19 protein-coding genes are annotated in these 19,469 nt (G+C 60.3%); 14 read left to right on the top strand and 5 right to left on the bottom strand.

The window, feature by feature from the left end; translation table 11 throughout:
* The first annotated feature begins 90 nt into the window (after positions 1–90).
* From dut to ACFVHU_RS03195, 4 genes are all read left to right on the top strand, one after another.
* Positions 91–549: a dUTP diphosphatase gene (gene dut / locus ACFVHU_RS03210; protein ID WP_105656755.1), complete on the top strand. Its 459-nt coding sequence runs from the start codon at positions 91–93 to the stop codon at positions 547–549.
* A gap of 38 nt (positions 550–587) precedes the next feature.
* Positions 588–1,289, top strand: coding sequence for a DUF3710 domain-containing protein (locus tag ACFVHU_RS03205; RefSeq protein WP_105656754.1), 702 nt, complete (start codon positions 588–590; stop codon positions 1,287–1,289).
* 3 nt (positions 1,290–1,292) lie between these two features.
* On the top strand, positions 1,293–1,667 hold the full coding sequence (locus ACFVHU_RS03200; RefSeq protein WP_105656753.1) for a hypothetical protein: 375 nt from the start codon (positions 1,293–1,295) through the stop codon (positions 1,665–1,667).
* Positions 1,668–1,728: 61 nt separating this feature from the next.
* Positions 1,729–2,460 carry a DUF3159 domain-containing protein gene (locus tag ACFVHU_RS03195; protein ID WP_332728044.1) on the top strand — a complete coding sequence of 244 codons (732 nt, stop codon included), beginning with the start codon at positions 1,729–1,731 and terminating at the stop codon, positions 2,458–2,460.
* On the opposite strand, the gene ACFVHU_RS03190 is transcribed toward ACFVHU_RS03195, so the two are convergent.
* Positions 2,457–3,122 (bottom strand): TrkA family potassium uptake protein, encoded by a 666-nt coding sequence (locus ACFVHU_RS03190; RefSeq protein ID WP_105656752.1) that lies wholly within the window; start codon positions 3,120–3,122, stop codon positions 2,457–2,459. The genes ACFVHU_RS03195 and ACFVHU_RS03190 overlap by 4 nt on opposite strands.
* A 16-nt stretch (positions 3,123–3,138) precedes the next feature.
* Positions 3,139–3,816, bottom strand: coding sequence for a potassium channel family protein (locus ACFVHU_RS03185; protein WP_388022415.1), 678 nt, complete (start codon positions 3,814–3,816; stop codon positions 3,139–3,141).
* 145 nt (positions 3,817–3,961) lie between these two features.
* Here ACFVHU_RS03185 and ACFVHU_RS03180 point away from each other — a divergent pair, with 145 nt between their 5' ends.
* The 3 genes from ACFVHU_RS03180 to acnA all read left to right on the top strand — a co-directional run bounded on the left by ACFVHU_RS03180 (position 3,962) and on the right by acnA (position 10,209).
* On the top strand, positions 3,962–5,956 hold the full coding sequence (locus ACFVHU_RS03180; RefSeq protein ID WP_332498797.1) for an APC family permease: 1,995 nt from the start codon (positions 3,962–3,964) through the stop codon (positions 5,954–5,956).
* 30 nt (positions 5,957–5,986) lie between these two features.
* Entirely contained in the window at positions 5,987–7,309 is a 1,323-nt protein-coding gene (locus ACFVHU_RS03175) for a class I SAM-dependent RNA methyltransferase (RefSeq protein ID WP_388022412.1), read from the top strand.
* A gap of 191 nt (positions 7,310–7,500) precedes the next feature.
* Complete coding sequence (acnA, locus tag ACFVHU_RS03170; protein ID WP_133834261.1) at positions 7,501–10,209, top strand: aconitate hydratase AcnA; 2,709 nt, start codon at positions 7,501–7,503, stop codon at positions 10,207–10,209.
* 96 nt (positions 10,210–10,305) lie between these two features.
* On the opposite strand, the gene ACFVHU_RS03165 is transcribed toward acnA, so the two are convergent.
* Positions 10,306–10,920 (bottom strand): class I SAM-dependent methyltransferase, encoded by a 615-nt coding sequence (locus ACFVHU_RS03165; RefSeq protein ID WP_388022409.1) that lies wholly within the window; start codon positions 10,918–10,920, stop codon positions 10,306–10,308.
* A gap of 184 nt (positions 10,921–11,104) precedes the next feature.
* Between ACFVHU_RS03165 and ACFVHU_RS03160 the strand changes: the two genes are divergently transcribed.
* The 6 genes from ACFVHU_RS03160 (at position 11,105) to ACFVHU_RS03135 (ending at position 16,075) form a co-directional block, all read left to right on the top strand.
* Positions 11,105–11,869 (top strand): phosphotransferase, encoded by a 765-nt coding sequence (locus ACFVHU_RS03160; RefSeq protein WP_388022407.1) that lies wholly within the window; start codon positions 11,105–11,107, stop codon positions 11,867–11,869.
* 168 nt (positions 11,870–12,037) lie between these two features.
* Positions 12,038–14,005, top strand: coding sequence for a 1-deoxy-D-xylulose-5-phosphate synthase (dxs, locus tag ACFVHU_RS03155; protein WP_105656856.1), 1,968 nt, complete (start codon positions 12,038–12,040; stop codon positions 14,003–14,005).
* 65 nt (positions 14,006–14,070) lie between these two features.
* Positions 14,071–14,622 carry a DUF402 domain-containing protein gene (locus ACFVHU_RS03150; protein ID WP_286134572.1) on the top strand — a complete coding sequence of 184 codons (552 nt, stop codon included), beginning with the start codon at positions 14,071–14,073 and terminating at the stop codon, positions 14,620–14,622.
* A gap of 28 nt (positions 14,623–14,650) precedes the next feature.
* A complete protein-coding gene (locus ACFVHU_RS03145; protein ID WP_133834259.1) occupies positions 14,651–15,220 on the top strand; it encodes a hypothetical protein in 570 nt (189 codons plus the stop codon).
* Between the two features lie 36 nt (positions 15,221–15,256).
* On the top strand, positions 15,257–15,718 hold the full coding sequence (locus ACFVHU_RS03140; RefSeq protein WP_286172232.1) for a GNAT family N-acetyltransferase: 462 nt from the start codon (positions 15,257–15,259) through the stop codon (positions 15,716–15,718).
* A gap of 21 nt (positions 15,719–15,739) precedes the next feature.
* Positions 15,740–16,075, top strand: a complete 336-nt coding sequence (locus tag ACFVHU_RS03135; protein WP_105656743.1) for a hypothetical protein — start codon at positions 15,740–15,742, stop codon at positions 16,073–16,075.
* A 145-nt stretch (positions 16,076–16,220) separates the two neighbouring features.
* Here the strand turns inward: ACFVHU_RS03135 and argG are convergent, their stop codons facing one another.
* Complete coding sequence (argG, locus tag ACFVHU_RS03130; protein ID WP_105661468.1) at positions 16,221–17,648, bottom strand: argininosuccinate synthase; 1,428 nt, start codon at positions 17,646–17,648, stop codon at positions 16,221–16,223.
* A gap of 135 nt (positions 17,649–17,783) precedes the next feature.
* On the opposite strand from argG, the gene ACFVHU_RS03125 reads away from it, so the two are divergent.
* Positions 17,784–18,758 (top strand): aldo/keto reductase, encoded by a 975-nt coding sequence (locus tag ACFVHU_RS03125; RefSeq protein WP_133834303.1) that lies wholly within the window; start codon positions 17,784–17,786, stop codon positions 18,756–18,758.
* A gap of 74 nt (positions 18,759–18,832) precedes the next feature.
* Here ACFVHU_RS03125 and ACFVHU_RS03120 read toward each other — a convergent pair whose 3' ends face one another.
* On the bottom strand, positions 18,833–19,303 hold the full coding sequence (locus ACFVHU_RS03120; RefSeq protein ID WP_388022400.1) for a Rieske (2Fe-2S) protein: 471 nt from the start codon (positions 19,301–19,303) through the stop codon (positions 18,833–18,835).
* Between the last annotated feature and the right edge of the window lie 166 nt (positions 19,304–19,469).

Here is a 19,469-nt window from a genome sequence, read left to right as displayed (position 1 = left end):
GCAGGGGATTGCCCTGCGCGCGCGATAGAGTTAGCCACGAGAAACTATCGAGTGACTATTTCACATAACTCCGGGGGAAGACCTACACCGATGAGTGAGCCATCAATTTCCATTGCCATCAAGATGCTTGACACCGAACTGCCGGTTCCCAGCTACGCGCATCCGTCAGATGCCGGTGCTGACTTGCATGCTCGCGAGTCGCTGGTGCTGGAGCCTGGCGCCCGCGCGCTCATTCCAACAGGCATTGCGCTGGCCATCCCGCATGGCTATGTCGGTCTCGTGCATCCGCGCAGCGGCTTGGCTGCTAAGCACGGCATTACCGTTGTGAATGCACCGGGCACTGTTGACGCGGGGTACCGTGGTGAGATCATGGTCACCTTGCTGAATACCGACACGTCTGAGTCTTTCGAAGTCAGCCGAGGCGACCGAATCGCCCAGCTGGTAATCCAGAAAGTCGAGCAGGCAGCGTTCATCCAAGTCGATTCGCTGGACGGCAGTGCTCGCGGCGCTGGCGGGTTCGGTTCGACCGGCGGATTCAGTTCCAAGTAAGTACCCTTGAGTGCAAGACGAGATTTTCTAAGGACACCATGATTTTCAAGCGCAAGAAAGCCCAAGACCAGCCAGTCGACGCACCAGCTGCTGAGGCAGGCCAGGGCGAGGCCGAGCCGAAGGACGGCCCGTTCGACTACAGCGAGGTCGAGAATACGCAGGAATACCTTGACTTCGGCTCGATCCTGATCAAGCCAGTAGCAGGCTTGAAGGTCCGCATGGACGTTGAAGAGTCCAACAAGCGTGTCATCGCGGTGTCGCTGGAGATCGCCGAGTCGCGTATCCAGCTGATGGCTTTCTCTTCCTCGAAGTCCGAATCGCTGTGGCCTGGCATCAGCGACAAGATCAAGAGCGATATCAGTGCCCAGAACGGCGAAATTTTCACCCGCGACGGCGATTACGGCCAGGAGCTGCTCGCCAAGGTGCCGCAGCAGCTGCCTGATGGTCGCGCCGGGCATGTCGCCCTGCGCTTTGTCGGCATCGACGGCCACCGCTGGTTCCTGCGTGCGGTCATTGGCGGCGCTGCCATTGGAGACGAAGAAGCGGCTGGCATCGTTGACGGGATCCTGCGCACTGTCGTGGTCAACCGCGGCGACAAGCCACTGCCACCGGCCGAACTCCTGCCCCTGAGCGTTCCGGCCAATGCGCAGGCCCGCCCGGCAGGCACTGAGCAGAACCCTGAGCAGAACTCTGAGCTGAAGCGTCCAGAACGCGGACCAGAGATCACCCAGATCGGCTAATGCATGTCGCTGAAGGACAAACCCGTCACTGCGCTGCTTGGCCCCTCGGGCCAAAAGCTCAGCTACCAGCGGCTGGACAGCTTGGAACAGCTGCCTGTCAAGGGCAGGGTGGAGCACACGGGCTACATCCAATCGGTTAGCTATTCCGCGCCACACGTCGCACCCACGCTGACCGCGGTGGTGGTCGACCGGCTCGGTGCGGTGTCTGCTCGTCGCGGGACTGTACCGCATGTGCGTTTGGCGTTCATGGGCCAGAAATCCGTTCCGGGAATCAAGCCGGGCGTGAAGGTGGAATACTCGGGAATGGTCGCTCCCGTGGATCAAGTTCCGACGATCTTTAATCCGCGCTACGTAATCGTGCCGGAGGCCCGCGGGTGATCCGCGCGTTCCCTCAAGGTCTTGAGAACGAGAGCATGCTGGCGTCTAACTGGAAGAAAACATGATGAACAACGACGAATCGCGTCCGGAAGATGGATCCACGCCGGAAGCAAAGCATCCAAGCTTCGCGGAAATGATTGGCTCGAACGCCAACATCGCGCAAAATGCCGACGGCGGGATAGATCTGCTCTCCACCGTCGGTGGCGTGCGCGGAATCCTGGAAACGGTGCTTCCCGGTTTCGTGTTCATCATGGTCTTCGCGCTGACCTCCAATCTGGGCTGGGGGCTGATCGCTTCGATCAGTCTTGGCGTGGTGTTCATGATCATCCGCCTAGCCAAGCGCTCGACGCTGATCCAGGCCGGCTCCGGGCTGATCGGCATCCTGATCTGCGCCTTCGCCGCACGCAATTCAGGCAATGCCAAGGACTACTACATTCCAGGGTTCTACGTATCGGCCGCCTACTTGGCGGGATTGCTGATTTCGGTGATGGCCCGCTGGCCGCTGATCGGCCTGCTCTTCGGGTTCATCCGCAACGAAGGCACCGAGTGGCGCAAGAAACCCGGGCGCTTGCGCCGCTACCAGGTGGCCACCTGGATCATCATTGCTGTTTTCGCGCTGCGCCTTGCAGTGCAGATCCCGATGTACATCGCAGATGACGTCGTGGCCTTGGGCTTGGCCCGCGCCTTGATGGGGGTGCCGCTGTATGCAGCGGGGCTCTGGTTTGCCTGGCTGGTCTCGAAGCCTGCAGCAGAAGCCAGCAACGGGACCAGCCCTCCAGCACAAGCCGTCTAGCGGGTGGCGTCGCGCAGCGTGCGGCGCAACAAGGCTTCGGCTTGCGGGGTGGTGATGAAGAAGATTTCATCGCCACCCTCAATCACATCATCGGCACTGGGCGGGAACGGCGTCTTATCGCGAACCACTGCCATCATGGTGGTGTCTTCGGGCCAGGAGATGCGCCCGATGCTGCGGCCAATCAACGCCGAATCGTGCGGGACGGTGAACTCGACCATGTAGACCTCGCCGGTCTTCAGCGTCAGCAGCCGCACCAGGTCGCCCACCTCCACGGCTTCTTCCACCAGCGCGGTCATCAGCCGCGGGGTGCTGACCGCTACATCTACGCCCCAGGCGTCATCGAACATCCACTCATTCTTCGGATTGTTCACGCGGCCTACGGTGCGCCGGATGCCGAATTCGCTCTTGGCCAGCAACGAGACCACAAGGTTCACCTTGTCATCGCCGGTTGCCGAAACGACCACGTCGTACTCTTCCAGCTGTGCCTGCTGCAAGACAGCTAATTCGCAGGCATCGCCAATCAGCCACTTCACCGCTTCCAGGTCGGCGCGCTCGGCCATTTCCGGCTGCAGGTCGATAAGCAGGACTTCGTGATGGTTGATCACAAGTTCGCGGGCAATGGAGGAACCGACCGAGCCGGCCCCGGCAATCATGACCTTCATGGGGGTGCCTCTCAGATTATTCGTTGGCCTGCGCAGCCGGCGGGCTGGCAAGGATCTTTTCGATGTCCTTCGACTCATCGATCCGCATCATCACGTGCACCAGGTCGCCGCCCTGCAATCGGGTGCGGCTCTCGGGGATGGTGCCTTCGCCGAAGCGGGTCAGATAGGCCACTCGTACCCCGGCGGCCGCTTCCAGCTCCTTGACCAGCCGTCCATACCAGTCGCGGTGCAGGGCAACTTCGGAAAGCACCAGGCGCCCCGATGGCTCCCGGAAGTCCCCGCGCATCGAATAGTCGGGCAGGATCCGGCGCAGCACCTGATCGGTGCTCCAACGGACCGCGGCCACGGTGGGGATACCCAGGCGCTGGTAGATCTCGGCGCGCCCTGGATCGTAGATGCGGGCCACGACATGGGGGACGTTGTAGGTTTCGCGCGATACGCGAGTGGCGAGAATGTTGGAATTATCACCGCTGGATACGGCGGCGAAAGCATAGGCCTCATCGATTTTGGCAGCTTCCAGGGTGTCCTTGTCGAACCCCATGCCGGTCACCGTGGAACCTGAGAAGCCTTTGCTCAGCCGGCGGAAGGCATGCGGGTCCTGGTCAATGACTGCCACGGAATGCCCCGCTGAATCCAGCGTGTGGGCGAGCGAGACACCGACGCGTCCGCACCCCATGATCACGAAATGTGCCACCGAGAACTCCTTGGGTCTACTGCTTGCTGCATGTCCAGTGGCGCACACAAGCTGTGTGCTCCGAATGCAACAATAGCGCTGATCGCACCCAGTTTATCGGTGGTGCAGCACCCATGTGCCTTGCACCCTGCGATAACGTTGTGTCGTGCCTGCATTATTTGACGGTCTGAAGCGGATCTTGGTGGGCCGGCCTTTCAGAACTGAACAGCTGAAAAAGAAGCCGTTGCCACCTAACGTCGCGTTGCCGATTTTCTCGTCCAGCGCCCTGTCGTCCTTGGCGTACGCGCCAGACGAAATCTTGCTGACGCTGGCCATTGCGGGCATCGCGGCCACCGCGCTTTCGCCGATGGTCGGACTTGCTGTCCTTGCCGTGCTGGTGGTGCTGGTGCTGTCCTACCGGCAATCGGTCATGGAGTACCCCTCTGGCGGTGGCGACTACGAGATCGTGAAGAAGAACCTGGGTGCGCGCCCGGGAACAGCGGTCGCCGCTGCGCTGCTGGTCGACTTCGTGCTCACCGTTGCTGTGTCCAGCTCATCAGCTGCCCTGTATCTCGCCGCCATTTTCCCTGCAGTGGCCGAGTACAAGGCTTGGGTGGCTGCTGGACTTGTCGCATTCCTCGTGGTCGGTAATCTGCGCGGCAGGGGACAAGGGCGCTGGACCCTGGCCATTCCGGTCTACCTCTTCGTGATCGGCATGCTGCTGCTGGTCGCTATCGGCGGGGTGATGGCGCTGACCGGTACCCTCGGGCTTGCCCCGAGCGCGGATTTCACGATTGTGCCGGAAGAAGAGTTTGCCAATGGGCTGCACGGTGTCGTCGGTGCATTGCTGATCCTGCGTGCTTTCAGTACGGGTTCGGCGGCGCTGACCGGTATCGAGGTCCCGATCTCGAACGTGCAGACCCTGGCCAAGCCGCGGGCCAAGAACGCGGCGCGGATCCTGCTGGTGCTGGGCCTGCTCTCCGGGGTGCTGACACTTGGCACGCTGATGCTTGCCCGTGCCACCGGCATCAAGGTCGTCGCCGACCCGCAGGCCTCATTCTTGCTCGACGGTGCCCCGATCCCTGAAGGGTTTGTGCAGGTCCCGGTCCTTGGCCAGCTGGCGCAAGCCGTGTTCGGCGATTTCACCTTCGGCCTGGTCATTGTTTCGGTGCTGACCATTGCCGTGCTGCTGCTGGCCGGAAACCAGGCCTTCAACTCCTTCCCCCTGCTGGCCAGCCATCTGGCTACCGACGGCTTCCTGCCACGCCAGCTGCGTACCCGCGGTGATCGGCTGGGCTTCTCCAACGGCATATTGTCCCTGGGCGTTGCTGCGATTGCACTGGTGCTGCTGTTCCAAGGCGATGTCACCTTGCTGGTCCAGCTGTACGTGGTGGGCGTGTTCGTTTCCTTTACGCTCAGCCAGCTGGCCATGCTCAAGCACTGGAAACGCGTGCTGGTTCCCATTGCCGACCGCAGGATCCGTGCGGCCAAGCAGCGCAAGCGCCTGCTGAACCTGGTGGGCCTGATCCTATCGGCACTGGTGCTCGTGGTCGTCTTGGCCACCCGCTTGGTCCACGGCGCGTGGTTGGCCGTGCTGGGCATTGCGGCCTTGATGCTGATCATGGATTCACTGCAGCGCCACTACCAGAAAGTTGACGACGAGCTGGCGGTGGATGAGGACGTTGCCGCCACGGCCTTGCCCTCCCGGGTGCATGCACTGGTGCTGGTCTCCACCGTGCGCAAGCCGGTGCTGCGGGCCTTGGCCTTCGCCCGGGCTTCGCGTCCCTCGAAGCTCGAAGCAATCATCGTGGATGTGGAACGAAGCAAAACCGAAAAGACCCTCCGGGACTGGGAACGCCTGCAGATTCCGGTGCCGATCACCGCCCTGGCTTCTCCGTACCGCGATATCCCCGGGGCGCTGATTGAGCATATTCGTTCCATCAAGCGTGAATCCCCGCGGGAACTGATCGTCGTGTACATCCCTGAATACGTAGTGGGCCACTGGTGGGAACAGCTGGTGCACAACCAAACCGCTTTACGAGTGAAAAACCGGCTGCACTATGAACCGGGCGTCTTGATCGCCTCGGTTCCATGGCGCTTGCTCAGTGCTTCGCATGCCCTGGGCGGCGGGCCGACCGAAGAATCTTCGGCACACCGCTGAATTCAATGCTTCTGATGAAAGACAAGATCGATGACTGAAATACCAATGCTCACCGTCCTCCTGGGCAAGATTGCCCATGGCGGCCACACCGTCGCCCGCCATGAGGGCCGCGTGATCTTCGTGCGCCACGGCATTCCCGGAGAGCTGGTGAATGTGCGCCTGACGGACAGTGCGCCGGAGGCCAAATTCTGGCGTGCCGACGTCGCCGAGGTGCTCGAAGCCAGCGAGCACCGCGTGCCCCACTTCTGGGATGCCGCTGATGCCCTGAAGCATCGTGACCCGGTGGGTGGCGCAGAGTTCGGCCACATCACCCTTGAACACCAGCGTGAGCTGAAGTCGCAGGTTGCTGCCGAACAGATGACCCGTCTGGGCGGCCTGAAGGCTGAGGACTACAACTTCCCTGCGGTGCAAGCGGTCAAGGGCGCGGCCGACGGCCTGGGCTGGCGTACCCGGATGTCCTATTCGGTGGACGCCCAGGGCAAGCTCGCGATGAGCGCATTCCGCAGCAACCAGTTGACCGGCATCGCGCAGATGCCCTTGGCCCATCCGGCTATCGAGGCCACCGGCTTGTACTCTGTGGACTACAGCGGAATCGAGCGTGTCGAGGCCGCGGTATCCAGCCAGGATGACCAGACCGTGCTGATCCTGCTGGCCGAAGCAAATGCCGGCGCCGCGGCAAAGGTGGCAAAGCAGTTCCCGGAGGGTGTCAATGTCGCCGCTTTCAGCCAGCGGGGCGGCTCGGCGGCTGACGGCAAAGGCAGCTTGCAGACCTTGGCCGGTTCGGCGTTCCTGACCGAAAAGGTACTGGGGGAGAAGTTCCGGATTACCGGTGAAGGATTCTGGCAGGTGCATCGAGAGGCGGCCAGCCTGCTTTCCCAGCGCGTAGTTGAACTGACCGAGCCAGCCGCTGGCGAGCAAATCGCCGACCTCTATGCGGGTGCTGGCTTGTTCTCCGTCCCGTTGGCTAAGGCAGTTGGCTCCCAGGGCCGGGTCTTCTCAATTGAAGGCGCTCCGGGCACGCATGCCGATGCGAAGAAGAATCTGCGCTCCTATTCGCAGGCCACGGTGATCCGAGGCCGTGTTGAGCGAGTGTTACGGCAGGTCGCCGGGGATGCCTCCCTGGACGCCGTGGTACTTGACCCGCCCCGCACCGGGATCGATAAGCAGGTGGCTGCGGAGCTGGCTTCCATTGCTGCATCCCGGATTTGTTACGTGTCCTGCGACCCTGCGGCTTTCGCCCGTGATACCGCGCGTTTGATGGGACGCGGCTACGAATTAGAGCATATGGAGATTCACGATTTGTACCCGCATACCCACCATATGGAGTCCATCGGGCTCTTCGTGCGCCGTTAAACACCTGAAATTGTCCGATTAGACACGAATTCGGATGAAAATTTATTCCGAGGAGTCTTTTTATGAGCTTAGGCGATAGACTGTTTTTAGCTCTGCCACGCTAGGAGCCTGACTATCTCAGTTAGGAACTCCTAACTGGAATTACAGTGTGCGTGTGCAACAGAATGAGTGTCTGGCGAGAGGAGTCCCACGTGAGCAATGTGGACAGCTTCGGTGCCAAGGGCGTACTTGACGTCAATGGAACCGAATACGAAATTTACCGACTAAATACGGTTGAAGGCTCGGACAGCCTTCCTTACAGCCTTAAGGTTCTTCTTGAGAACCTGCTTCGCACCGAAGACGGCGCGAACGTAACCAACGAGCACATCAATGCACTGGGTCAGTGGGATGCTTCGGCTCAGCCGAACACCGAAATCCAGTTCACCCCTGCACGTGTGCTGATGCAGGACTTCACCGGCGTGCCTTGTGTCGTTGACTTGGCAACCATGCGCGAGGCCGTCAAGGACCTCGGCGGTGACCCAACCCGCGTTAACCCGCTGGCACCAGCCGAAATGGTCATCGACCACTCCGTGCAGATCGACACCTTCGGTTTCGAAGGCGCTGTCGAGCGCAACATGGAGATCGAGTACCAGCGCAACGGCGAGCGTTACCAGTTCCTGCGCTGGGGCCAGACTGCATTCGATGACTTCAAGGTCGTCCCACCGGGCACCGGTATCGTGCACCAGGTCAACATCGAGTACCTGGCACGCACCGTCATGACCCGCGAGGTCAACGGCGTACTGCGCGCTTACCCGGATAGCTGCGTAGGCACCGACTCCCACACCACCATGGTCAACGGCCTGGGCGTGCTGGGTTGGGGCGTTGGCGGCATCGAAGCCGAGGCAGCAATGCTCGGCCAGCCTGTCTCCATGCTGATCCCACGCGTTGTCGGCTTCAAGCTGGCTGGCTCGATCCCAGCTGGCGCCACCGCAACCGACGTGGTGCTGACCATCACCGAAATGCTGCGCAAGCACGGCGTTGTTGGCAAGTTCGTTGAGTTCTACGGCGAAGGCGTGGCAGCAGTGCCACTGGCCAACCGTGCAACCATCGGCAACATGTCCCCAGAATTCGGCTCCACTGCCGCGATGTTCCCGATCGACGATGTCACCCTCGACTACCTGCGCCTGACCGGCCGCAGCGACGAGAACGTGGCACTGGTCGAGGCTTACGCCAAGGAACAGGGCATGTGGCACGATCCAAGCCGCGAGATCCGTTTCTCGGAATACCTCGAGCTGGATCTGTCGACCGTGGTTCCATCGATCGCCGGCCCGAAGCGTCCACAGGACCGCATCGAGCTGTCTTCCTCGAAGGAACAGTTCCGCAAGGACCTGCACAACTACGTATCGAACGCCGACGACACCCAGGGCGCTGGCCGCCCGTCGGTAGCCGTCGATGTCACCAAGGAAGATGGCACCCAGTTCACCCTGGACCACGGCCTGGTTTCGATCGCTTCGATCACCTCGTGCACCAACACCTCCAACCCTTCGGTCATGCTGGCCGCAGCCGTACTGGCTCGCAACGCAGCTGACAAGGGCCTGACCTCCAAGCCATGGGTCAAGACTTCGGTCGCGCCAGGCTCGAAGGTCGTTACCGAGTACTACGAGAAGTCCGGCCTGCTGCCATACCTGGAGAAGCTCGGCTTCTTCGTTGTGGGCTACGGTTGCGCAACGTGCATCGGCAACTCCGGTCCACTGGATGCCGAGATCTCCGAGGCCATCAACGCCAACGACCTCGCAGCTACCGCAGTTCTTTCGGGTAACCGCAACTTCGAAGGCCGCATCAACCCAGACGTGAAGATGAACTACCTGGCTTCCCCGCCACTGGTCATCGCCTACGCACTGGCTGGCACCATGGACTTCGACTTCGAGACCGACGCACTGGGCCAGGACGCCGAGGGCAACGATGTCTTCCTGAAGGACATCTGGCCATCGCCTGTCGAGGTCCAGGAAATCATTGACTCGTCGATCGACAAGGAAATGTTCGCCAAGGGCTACGACGGAGTCTTCGAAGGGGACGCTCGCTGGAAGGCGCTGGACACCCCGGAGGGTTCGACCTTCGCATGGGACGAGAAGTCGACCTACGCACGCAAGGCACCGTACTTCGACGGCATGACCGCCGAGCCGCAGCCAGTCCAGGACATCAGCGGCGCTCGCGTGCTGCTGAAGCTGGGCGACTCGGTGACCACCGACCACATCTCGCCTGCAGGTTCGTTCAAGTCGGAAACCCCGGCTGGCCGCTACCTGATCGAGAACGGCGTGGATCGCAAGGACTTCAACTCCTACGGCTCGCGCCGTGGCAACCACGAAGTCATGATCCGCGGTACCTTCGCCAACATCCGCATCAAGAACCAGCTGCTGGACGGCGTCGAGGGTGGCTTCACCCGCGACTTCACCCAGGCTGATGCTCCGCAGGCTTACGTCTACGACGCTGCAGAGAACTACAAGGCTGCCGGCACCCCGCTGGTCGTTCTTGGCGGCAAGGAATACGGCTCGGGCTCCTCGCGTGACTGGGCTGCCAAGGGCACCGCATTGCTGGGCGTCAAGGCCGTCATCACCGAATCATTCGAGCGTATCCACCGCTCGAACCTGATCGGCATGGGCGTTCTGCCGCTGCAGTTCCCAGAGGGCGAATCCGCTGATTCGCTGGGTCTGACCGGTACCGAGACCTTCGCTGTCTCCGGCGTGACCGAGCTGAACAACGGCACCACCCCGAAGACCCTGAAGGTTACCGCAACCGCACAAGACGGCAAGGTTACCGAGTTCGACGCAGTTCTGCGCATCGACACCCCAGGTGAAGCTGACTACTACCGCAACGGTGGCATCCTGCAGTACGTACTGCGCCAGATCGCCGCTGCCAACTAGCAGATCCACCTCGGCTCCGGTCGAAGCGAATCTCTAAGTAGTTCCGCATCGCGGGAAAACCTGAGACCCAAGGCAATTGCCTTGGGTCTCAGGTTTTTAACCAGCCTTTTTCGCACTCAGCTGACCATGGGTGCGGGCCGTGGACCGGGTGCGGGTGCCAACTTCCAGCACGCTGAAGCCTGACGTTTCCAACAACAGCTCCAATTCCCCGGGCGGCCAATACCAGGCCGGGGCGACCTGGTGGCCAAAGGCTTCTAGCTGATCCCCGGCAAAGAATCCGAGCAGCAGCTTGCCGCGTGGCTTGAGCACCCGGGCAAACTCGCCCAACAGCTGCGGAAGCTCGGCTGGAGGAGCATGGATTACCGAGTACCAGGCGAGCACCCCGGAAAAATGGTGGTCTTCGAACGGCAACTGTGCCAAGTCCGCACGCAGGAAATCGGGCTTCTGGAAGTTGCGCCGTGCGAAGTGCAGAAACTCCGGAACGAGGTCAACGCCTGTAGCCGGCCGATGGGCATCGGCGATGAACTGTGTCCAATGCCCAGGCCCGCAGCCAGCGTCCAGGACCGGCCCCTCCAGCTGCCCCGCCCACGCCGCAATCAGCTCCCGGTCTTCAAGCTCCGCCTGCTCGGGCGAAGCGAACAGATCGATATAGGCGCTGGCGAGACTCGAATAACTCGCTGAGACGTGATGAGGATCGAAGGAAGATGGCATACGCTCAGTTTAGCGCCGCCCGCAGGGAGCCTGGAGATCAATTGCTAGACTCGGGAATCACTTCCAGAAAACTGTTGGCGGAGAGGAACTTCCGATGACGTCACCTGCCCTTGAAGATCTGCTGAATGCGGGCCAAGTGCACCAAGTGCGTTCCTGGCTCGGAGAGGCAACAGTCGTTTCGGACATGTCTTGGGGGCTGACAGACATTAAAGTCCTCCATTTGGATGCAGCCGGAAAGCACTTCGTGCTCAAGACCGCGGGCGAAAGCAACCATCACATCATCCGGGAGCTGGAAGCACATCGCCGGTACACGCGTGTACTTGCCGAAGCCGGGCTGGCCGCGCGGCTGCGTTTTTCAAGCGATGTGCACCGCCTGGCAGTGCTGGACTACCAACCCGGAGAACTGTGCGTAGGGACAGAACATGAATACGCGCCGGATTCGCATCGACAGGCGAGACACGCGCTCAGGTTGCTGCACGATCAAGAACAGCGTGTTGCTCATGGCTACGAAGCCCGGCTGACGGCAAAATTCCTTCAGCTGCTTGAACGCAAGCACCGCATTGGTGCTTCACGGTGCCGGCAGGTCAGGGACCTGTTCACCAGCTACGAGCCTAAATCCGTGGCCGTCGTCCCAACGCACGGAGACTGGCAGCCTCGTAATTGGCTCGTAGACCAAGGAAAACTGAAAGTCATTGATTTTGGACGTTTTGAATTCCGTCCAGCTTCCAGCGACTTCGCGCGACTCTCACTACAGCAGTGGGTGGGGCATCCGGAGCTGGAACAAGCCTTCCTTCAGGGCTACGGCTATGATCCGCGCGAAGAATTATCATGGAAAATGATGCAACTACGTGAAGGCCTGGGCACGGCCGTCTGGTCTTATGAAGTTGGAGATGAATCCTTCGAAGCGCAAGGGCTGCAAATGCTGGCCGATACGCTGGACCGCAACTAGGCTCGCACGCGAACGGGCACATGCGTTCGGGGTAGTGAACGTCATTGCTAGGAAATTAGCACCAGCACGGACGTTGACGGATAATGAAAGAAGCCTTGAACGCGGTAAACTAGGTATTTCGCATGGGCTTTCCAGCCTATTGTCGGCGAATTTGTGAAGGGGATGAACGTGTCTTTATTGAAGACCATCAAGAAACCAAGTGACCTGCGGGCGCTTACCCTCGAGCAGCTCGACGACTTGGCGGAGGAAATCCGCGGCTTCCTCATCGACAATGTTGCTCGTACTGGCGGCCATTTGGGTCCCAATCTCGGTGTTATCGAGCTGACCTTGGGCATCCATCGTGTCTTCGATTCCCCAACTGACTCCATCGTCTTCGATACGGGACACCAGTCGTATGTGCACAAGTTGGTTACCGGACGCCAGAATTTCGAGACCTTGCGCCAGCAAGGAGGCCTGTCGGGCTACCCTGACCGCGGTGAATCAGAACACGATGTGGTTGAGTCCTCCCATGCTTCCTCCTCGCTGTCGTGGGTTGATGGAATTTCCCGCGCCAACAAGCTGATGAATAACAATGACCGCTACGCCGTAGCCCTGGTGGGCGATGGCGCCTTGACCGGCGGCATGGCCTGGGAAGCAGTCAACAACATCGCTGCCGACAAGGACCGCAAAGCAGTCATCGTGGTCAACGACAACGGCCGCTCCTACGCCCCGACCATCGGCGGCCTGGCCAACCAGCTTTCGGGACTGCGCCAGCAGCTGGACAAGTTCCGTACCCACCCGGCCTACGAGAACGCCATGGACAAGCTCAAGGTCAAGCTCAAGGGATCCGGGCCAGTAGGCGATTTCACTTACAAGTCCCTTCACGCCACCAAGAAGGGCATCAAGGACTGGTGGGCACCGCAAGGCCTGTTCGAGGACCTGGGCCTGAAGTACATCGGCCCGATCGATGGCCACAACCAGCGCGCAGTAGAAGAAGCGCTGCAGCAGGCCAAGCAGTACGCGGGCCCAGTGCTCGTGCATGCCCTGACTGAGAAGGGCCACGGCTACGCTCCGGCCCGCGCCGATGAAGCTGACCAGTTCCACGCCGTTGGCGTTATCGACCCAATCACCGGTCTGCCGGTTTCCAAGTCCAGCGCGCAGAGCTGGACCAGCGTCTTCGGCGAAGAGATCGCGGCGGTGGCCAACGAGCGCGAGGACATTGTGGCGATCACCGGTGCCATGCTGCAGCCAGTGGGCCTGAAGAAAATGTCCCAGGAACACCCTGAACGCGTCATTGACGTGGGCATCGCCGAACAGCACGCCATGACTACTGCCGCCGGCCTTGCCTTTGGCGGACTGCACCCGGTGGTCTGCGTCTACGCGACCTTCCTCAACCGTGCCTTTGACCAATTGCTGATGGACGTGGCCCTGCATAAGGCAGGTGTCACCATCGTGCTGGACCGCGCTGGAGTCACCGGCCCGGACGGCGCCAGCCACCACGGCATGTGGGATATGGCGCTGACCCAGATCGTGCCTAACCTGCATCTGGCTGCGCCGCGCGATGCCGACCGCCTGCGGGAGGAACTGCGTGAAGCCCTTGACATCAATGATGCGCCAAGTGTCGTGCGATTCTCCAAGGGCTCGGTGGGTGAACCCATCGAAGCTGTGGACCGCCTGCCAGATGGCGTGGATGTTCTGGCACGCTTGGGGGACCGTTCCGCACCGGATGTTCTCATCGTTTCCGTGGGCGCCATGAGCGAGCTTTCGCTGGATGTCGCAGAACGACTGAACAGCCAGGGCGTATCGGTGACCGTGGTGGATCCTCGTTGGGTTCTACCAATGCCAACCTCGGTGATTTCACTGGCAGCCCGTCACCGCATTGTGGTCTGCATCGAAGATGGCGTCCGAGCCGGCGGTGTGGGTTCGCGCTTGCGCACCGAAATGCGTGCAGCGGGTGTCGATACGGCTCTGAACGAAGTAGGTTTGCCTACCGAATTCTTGGCGCACGGAACTCGTGCTGAGGTCTTGGACCGCGTTGGACTGACTGCACAGCAGGTAGCCCGCGATACCCTGGCGCAGGTTCTGGGAACCAAGGTTCCATTCGCCCGGCCCCTCCCTGGACAAGACCTGCCTACCGGTCAGATTCCGAAGCTGTGAGCTCACCGTCCGGCTGCCCGGTAGACCTGCCCCGTAGCCCAGAAACTATCGCCGAGGGTTCCTTGGTGGTAGCGCGCGCCTGGAAGTATGATTCCAGCCCGCACTGGGTGGTGCCCGGATTTTATCTCGGACAGGACAAATACGGACATTGGCTTCACCAGCCGGCCGGCGCACTGGTAGCCCGTCCGGGCACCGCACACTTGGCAGCGAGTAATGCGCTCTGCCTGATTCCACACTCGGGCCAGTGGATTGCCACCCTCTATGCGGATGCACTGGAAGATTTTGATGTCTACATCGACCTGTCCAGCAACATCGGATGGCGACGGATGAAGCGTGGCGCTTGGGAAGTCAACTCCATTGACATGGATTTGGACGTGATTCGTTCACGTAGCCAAGGCGTGTTCCTTGATGATGAAGATGAATTCGCCGAACATGAAATAGGCATGAACTATCCAGCTTCCCTAGTTCGTAGTATTGGAAGAGAAGCTGGACTGTTGCTCGGCACCGTGATCAACAACGATGCACCGTTCAATGCCGAACACCGCGCCACCTGGCAATCCAAGGCTGAGCGCCTAGCCGCACAGCTTGCCGAAGCCTCCAAAAATTTAGATAACTAAGCACACCGTAGACCCAAGGGGTAATCACATGGCGATCATTCGCACCTACCGGATGAACGAAAAGAACGAACTGGAATTCCGCGAAGCATGGTTCCAGCAGTTCGAGGACGATGAATTGGGTCAGTTCGTGATCAATCACGGCACCGTGGGACATATGTCCAAGACCAATGAAGTCCAGGACGTAAACACCGACCGCGCCGACGAATTGTTCGCTGGTTTCGCTGAAGCCTGTGCTGCCGAAGGCTATGCAGAGATCAAGGAAGAAGATCAGTCGTGGGTTATCGTGCAGTACGCGCTGAAATCCGCAAATGGCACCGAGCGCGACCAGTACCTGGACAAGAAGGCCAAGGAAGCGCTGACCGGCCACTTGGCATGGCGCGGACTTGGCACGGTGGAGTCCAGCGATTTCGGTAACCGAAAGCTGAACATCCGAGTCCTATCACCAGCTCCAAAGCTTGCAGTCGCTGCGATCAAGACGTGCATCCGCGAAGCCAAGCTGGACTTCACCAAGATGAGTATCGGTGTTGCGCCCTATGCGGAATTGAACAAGCTGAAGATGGCGCACCCGATGCCACCAAAGCCGATGTCCATCGACTGATCACGAATGATAAGCCCCATAGTTGCGACGCAGCCAATGCAGGCAGCGGACCACCCGGCCATCCGTCGGCTGTCGGAGAGTTTGGGGCGTCAGGCTGAACCTGGAAATTGGGGCGCTGGTGAATGCCAGGTAGTCGTCAAGAACCCGGCCGGAGAGCTGCTTGGCTGGGCTCGAGCCCATTGGTGGGAGCCTGCTGATCCGTTGGCGCCAGCTGGCTATTACCTTGCCGGGATCGAGGTTGCCTGCGGATACCGGCAACGGGGCGTGGCACGAAGCCTAACCGAGGCCAGGCTGTCATGGATTGCGCAGCGCGCTTCGACCGCATGGTGCGTGGTCAACGCGCAGAATACTGCGTCTTTGGCGCTTCATCGTGCCCTGGGATTCGAAGAAGTAGCCCGGGCTCCACGGTTCGGTACTGTGGTTTTTAACGGCGGCAGTGGCCTGCTGTTGTCCAAGGAAGTGGTGTCTTCGCGCGGCCCCGCGAAAGCACAGGTTTAAACGAGCAGGAAACAAGGAGAAATGATTCCACAAGAAGACCGGGACGAGACCCCCGGTGCCCAGCGTAAAGTCCCGCGGATGGGAGCAACCCGCACGCCGTTGCACCTGGTTTTCCAGGCTTGCGTCGGTGTCATCATCGGCATTGGAGTGGTGTCCCTGCTTTCTGGCCTCGCCCCAGCGCAGGTTGCCTTGACCGGAGTTGTCATTGCCATATTGGTGTGGATCGTTGAACAGGGCTTCCGCCTGCCAGAACCGAATACCAAGCAGGGAGCACGTGTCCGCATGGTACTTCGACTGATTTCCTTGATTGGTTTCACCATCGCGGTGAGCCCGCTGCTGTCCTTGATCGAGGGCTGACAGCCTGCAACCCAGGCTAGTCCCGGACGTTCACACGTCTGGGACTATTTTTTTGCGCTGACCGGTTTCCGGGCAGAATAAAAGATCGGCCAGGTTCTCCCCGTGAAGGGAGAACCTGGCCGATCCTCTAGCTGTGCCTTGGCGTCTAGTCGGTGCCTGCGTCGAATGCAGCAGACTCGATAGCGCGGTCGGTCGCCAGGTCATCGCTATCAACCTGGGTTGCGTTCACGATGTCATCAGCTCCGCCAGCTTCCAGCGAGCCGACGAGTTCAGCGGTGGTGCCGCCGACCAGGCCCATGTTGGCGTACTGCTCCAGGCGGCCGCGGGAGTCCGCGATATCCAGGTTGCGCATGGTCAGCTGGCCGATGCGGTCCACTGGGCCGAAAGCGGCGTCGCCTACGCGCTCCATCGAAAGCTTGTCCGGGTGGTAGCTCAGGTTCTCGCCCTCGGTGTTCACGATCGTGTAGTCGTCGCCACGGCGCAAGCGGATGGTGACGGTACCGGTGATGGCCGAGCCGACCCAGCGCTGCAGCGATTCGCGCAGCATCAGGGCCTGCGGGTCCAGCCAGCGGCCTTCGTACATCAGACGGCCCAAGCGGCGGCCTTCGTTGTGGTAGCTGGCCACGGTGTCTTCGTTGTGGATCGCGTTCACGAGGCGTTCGTAGGCGATGTACAGCAGCGCCATTGCTGGTGCTTCGTAGATGCCACGGGACTTGGCCTCGATGATGCGGTTCTCGATCTGGTCGCTCATGCCCAGACCATGGCGTCCGCCGATGATATTAGCTTCGTTGACCAGAGCCACCGGATCGGTGAACTCCTTGCCATTGATGGCTACCGGGCGGCCAGCGACGAAGGAAACCGAGACATCTTCGGTCTTGATCTCTACGTTCTCGTCCCAGTACTTCACGCCCATGATCGGCTCAACAGACTCGATGGAGCTGTTCAGCAGTTCCAGGGTCTTCGCCTCGTGGGTTGCGCCCCAGATGTTGGCATCGGTTGAGTAGGCCTTTTCGGCCGAATCGCGGTAAGGGAAACCGTGCTCCTGCAGCCATTCGGACATTTCCTGGCGGCCACCAAGCTCTGCAACGAAGTTGGGGTCGAGCCATGGCTTGTAGATGCGCAGCTTAGGGTTGGCCATCAAGCCGTAGCGGTAGAAGCGCTCGATGTCGTTGCCCTTGTAGGTCGAACCGTCGCCCCAGACATCCACGCCATCTTCGCGCATTGCGCGGACCAGCAGGGTGCCGGTGACGGCGCGGCCCAGCGGGGTGGTGTTGAAGTAGGTCTTGCCGCCAGTGCGGATGTGGAAAGCGCCGCAGGCGAGTGCTGCGAAGCCTTCTTCAACCAGAGCAGGCTTGCAATCAACCAGGCGGGAGTTCTCTGCACCGTACTCCAGTGCACGGCCAGGTACAGCGTCGATATCTGGCTCGTCGTACTGGCCGAGGTCGCCAGTGTAGGTGTAAGGGATGGCGCCCTTGTCGCGCATCCAGGCTACTGCCACCGAGGTGTCGAGGCCACCGGAGAACGCGATACCTACGCGCTCGCCTACAGGGAGATTGGTAAGAACTTTAGACATGTTTCCATCCTAATGGATAAATATGCAATGCAGTGAATTGTGCTGTGAAATGTTGAGCACAACTACCTACCAGATAGCCTATGGGTATAACCTCGCTCAGTGAAGCGGATGAACAAACCAACAGATGAGGTGTCCATGGAATTCCGTCAGCTAGGCCGCAGCGGCCTGAGTGTTTCCGTCGTCGGGCTAGGCTGCAACAATCTTGGCCGCGCAGGTACTGCGACCGAATCCCAAGAAGGAACCGACGCGGTTATCCATGCGGCGCTTGATGCGGGTATTACGCTCTTCGATGTCGCGGATGTCTATGGAAAGGAACCGGGGCTTTCCGAAATCCGTCTGGGCAAAGCGCTAGGGCAAGCACGCAATGACATCGTGCTGGCCACCAAATTCGGCATGGATATGCAGGGCGCAAATGGTCCGGACTTCAATGCACGTGGTTCGCGCCGTTATATCGTCAAAGCCGTCGAAGCGTCGCTCAAGCGGCTCGGTACCGACTACATCGACCTGTATCAGTTCCATACCCCAGATGCGAACACTCCCATCGAAGAAACCTTGCGGGCTATGGATGAGCTAGTCACCAGCGGCAAGGTTCGCTACATCGGTCATTCCAACCGGGCCGGCTGGCAAATCGCCCAGGCGGAGTACGTGGCCCGTGAATTGGGAACCGAGCGATTCGTCTCGGCACAGAATCACTACAACCTGATTGACCGCCGTGCAGAACTGGAAGTGCTTCCAGCGGCTCGTGAATTCGATCTGGGCGTCTTGCCCTACTTCCCGCTGGCAAACGGCCTGCTGACCGGGAAATACTCCAAGGGGCATGCCCCAGAAGGCAGTCGCCTGACTCACGCGCGTCAGCATCTCGTGGAAACCAGCGATTTCGAGCAGTTGGATCAATTCGATGCGTTTGCCGCCGAACGGGATCTGACGCCGATCGAATTGGCGTTCTCCTGGCTGGCAGCGCAGTCGCCGGTGGCCTCAGTGATTGCCGGTGCCACCCGTCCCGAGCAGATTCGAGCCAACGCTGCAGCGGTGCGTTGGGTTCCGAGCGCTGCGGAACGGGTCCAGATGGATGAGCTCTTCCCGACCCCGCAGAAGGTTGCATTGTTCTAAACGAACCAATTAGAAAGCACGAAAGGCTGAACCCATCCGGGTTCAGCCTTTCGTGCTTTAAAAGAGCTGGGAAACTACTCTGCGGCGATATAGGCGACGATGTCGTCACCTTCAATTGCCGCCGCGTAGCGTGGCAGAGCCGCGATAGCTGGACCTGCGTCCACGGTACCGTCAGCGGGTGCGAATCGTGAGCCATGGCAGGCGCAGTAGAAATCTTCCTTGCTGGACTTCGGGCTCACGGCACAACCCTGGTGGGTGCAGACGTTCGAGTAGGCCAAAACTGTCTTCTCATCCTTGCGGAAGAGCAAAACGCCTACTTCTTTTCCGGAAGGATCCTTGGCTGGAGCGAGTGCACGCGATCCGATGGCAAGGTCCTTGGCCTTCATGAGCGCCTGTCCTTCTCCGGTTGGTTCAGGGATCGGCAATGCCTCGGGGGTGTCGGCTTCAGAATGTCCATCACCGCAGGCGGTGAGCAGTGCGGCGGAACCAAGTGCTGCCGAGGCGCACATGAACGTACGACGGGCTGGTCGGGCAATGTCAGTCATGCACCTATTCTGGCAGAGATCTCTGTGCCGGCGCTAAGAGCAAAGCGCCCGTGTCAGGAGGGTGCGGCAAGTGATGAGCTTGATCGGCGGGGAGCGGTCTGCATGCGTTCGCCAGACGGTATCTAATACTGTGTATGTTTATGCAGTGTTTTCGAAGTCCTGAGAG

Origin of the sequence: Glutamicibacter sp. NPDC127525, assembly GCF_042672105.1 — a bacterium.
In the GTDB taxonomy this organism is placed as follows: domain Bacteria; phylum Actinomycetota; class Actinomycetes; order Actinomycetales; family Micrococcaceae; genus Glutamicibacter.
Note: the sequence above shows the minus strand (reverse complement) of the source record. Positions and strands in the feature narration are given on the sequence as shown.

What these genes read in the sequence shown, in the direction of transcription:
- ACFVHU_RS03165 (WP_388022409.1), bottom strand. Translation starts at nt 10,920, where the DNA reads ATGCCATCTTCCTTCGATCCTCATCACGTCTCAGCGAGTTATTCGAGT.
- ACFVHU_RS03205 (WP_105656754.1), top strand. Translation starts at nt 588, where the DNA reads ATGATTTTCAAGCGCAAGAAAGCCCAAGACCAGCCAGTCGACGCACCA.
- ACFVHU_RS03190 (WP_105656752.1), bottom strand. Translation starts at nt 3,122, where the DNA reads ATGAAGGTCATGATTGCCGGGGCCGGCTCGGTCGGTTCCTCCATTGCC.
- ACFVHU_RS03120 (WP_388022400.1), bottom strand. Translation starts at nt 19,303, where the DNA reads ATGACTGACATTGCCCGACCAGCCCGTCGTACGTTCATGTGCGCCTCG.
- argG (WP_105661468.1), bottom strand. Translation starts at nt 17,648, where the DNA reads ATGTCTAAAGTTCTTACCAATCTCCCTGTAGGCGAGCGCGTAGGTATC.
- ACFVHU_RS03160 (WP_388022407.1), top strand. Translation starts at nt 11,105, where the DNA reads ATGTCTTGGGGGCTGACAGACATTAAAGTCCTCCATTTGGATGCAGCC.
- ACFVHU_RS03200 (WP_105656753.1), top strand. Translation starts at nt 1,293, where the DNA reads ATGTCGCTGAAGGACAAACCCGTCACTGCGCTGCTTGGCCCCTCGGGC.
- ACFVHU_RS03125 (WP_133834303.1), top strand. Translation starts at nt 17,784, where the DNA reads ATGGAATTCCGTCAGCTAGGCCGCAGCGGCCTGAGTGTTTCCGTCGTC.
- ACFVHU_RS03145 (WP_133834259.1), top strand. Translation starts at nt 14,651, where the DNA reads ATGGCGATCATTCGCACCTACCGGATGAACGAAAAGAACGAACTGGAA.
- ACFVHU_RS03175 (WP_388022412.1), top strand. Translation starts at nt 5,987, where the DNA reads ATGACTGAAATACCAATGCTCACCGTCCTCCTGGGCAAGATTGCCCAT.
- ACFVHU_RS03140 (WP_286172232.1), top strand. Translation starts at nt 15,257, where the DNA reads ATGCAGGCAGCGGACCACCCGGCCATCCGTCGGCTGTCGGAGAGTTTG.
- dut (WP_105656755.1), top strand. Translation starts at nt 91, where the DNA reads ATGAGTGAGCCATCAATTTCCATTGCCATCAAGATGCTTGACACCGAA.
- ACFVHU_RS03195 (WP_332728044.1), top strand. Translation starts at nt 1,729, where the DNA reads ATGATGAACAACGACGAATCGCGTCCGGAAGATGGATCCACGCCGGAA.
- ACFVHU_RS03135 (WP_105656743.1), top strand. Translation starts at nt 15,740, where the DNA reads ATGATTCCACAAGAAGACCGGGACGAGACCCCCGGTGCCCAGCGTAAA.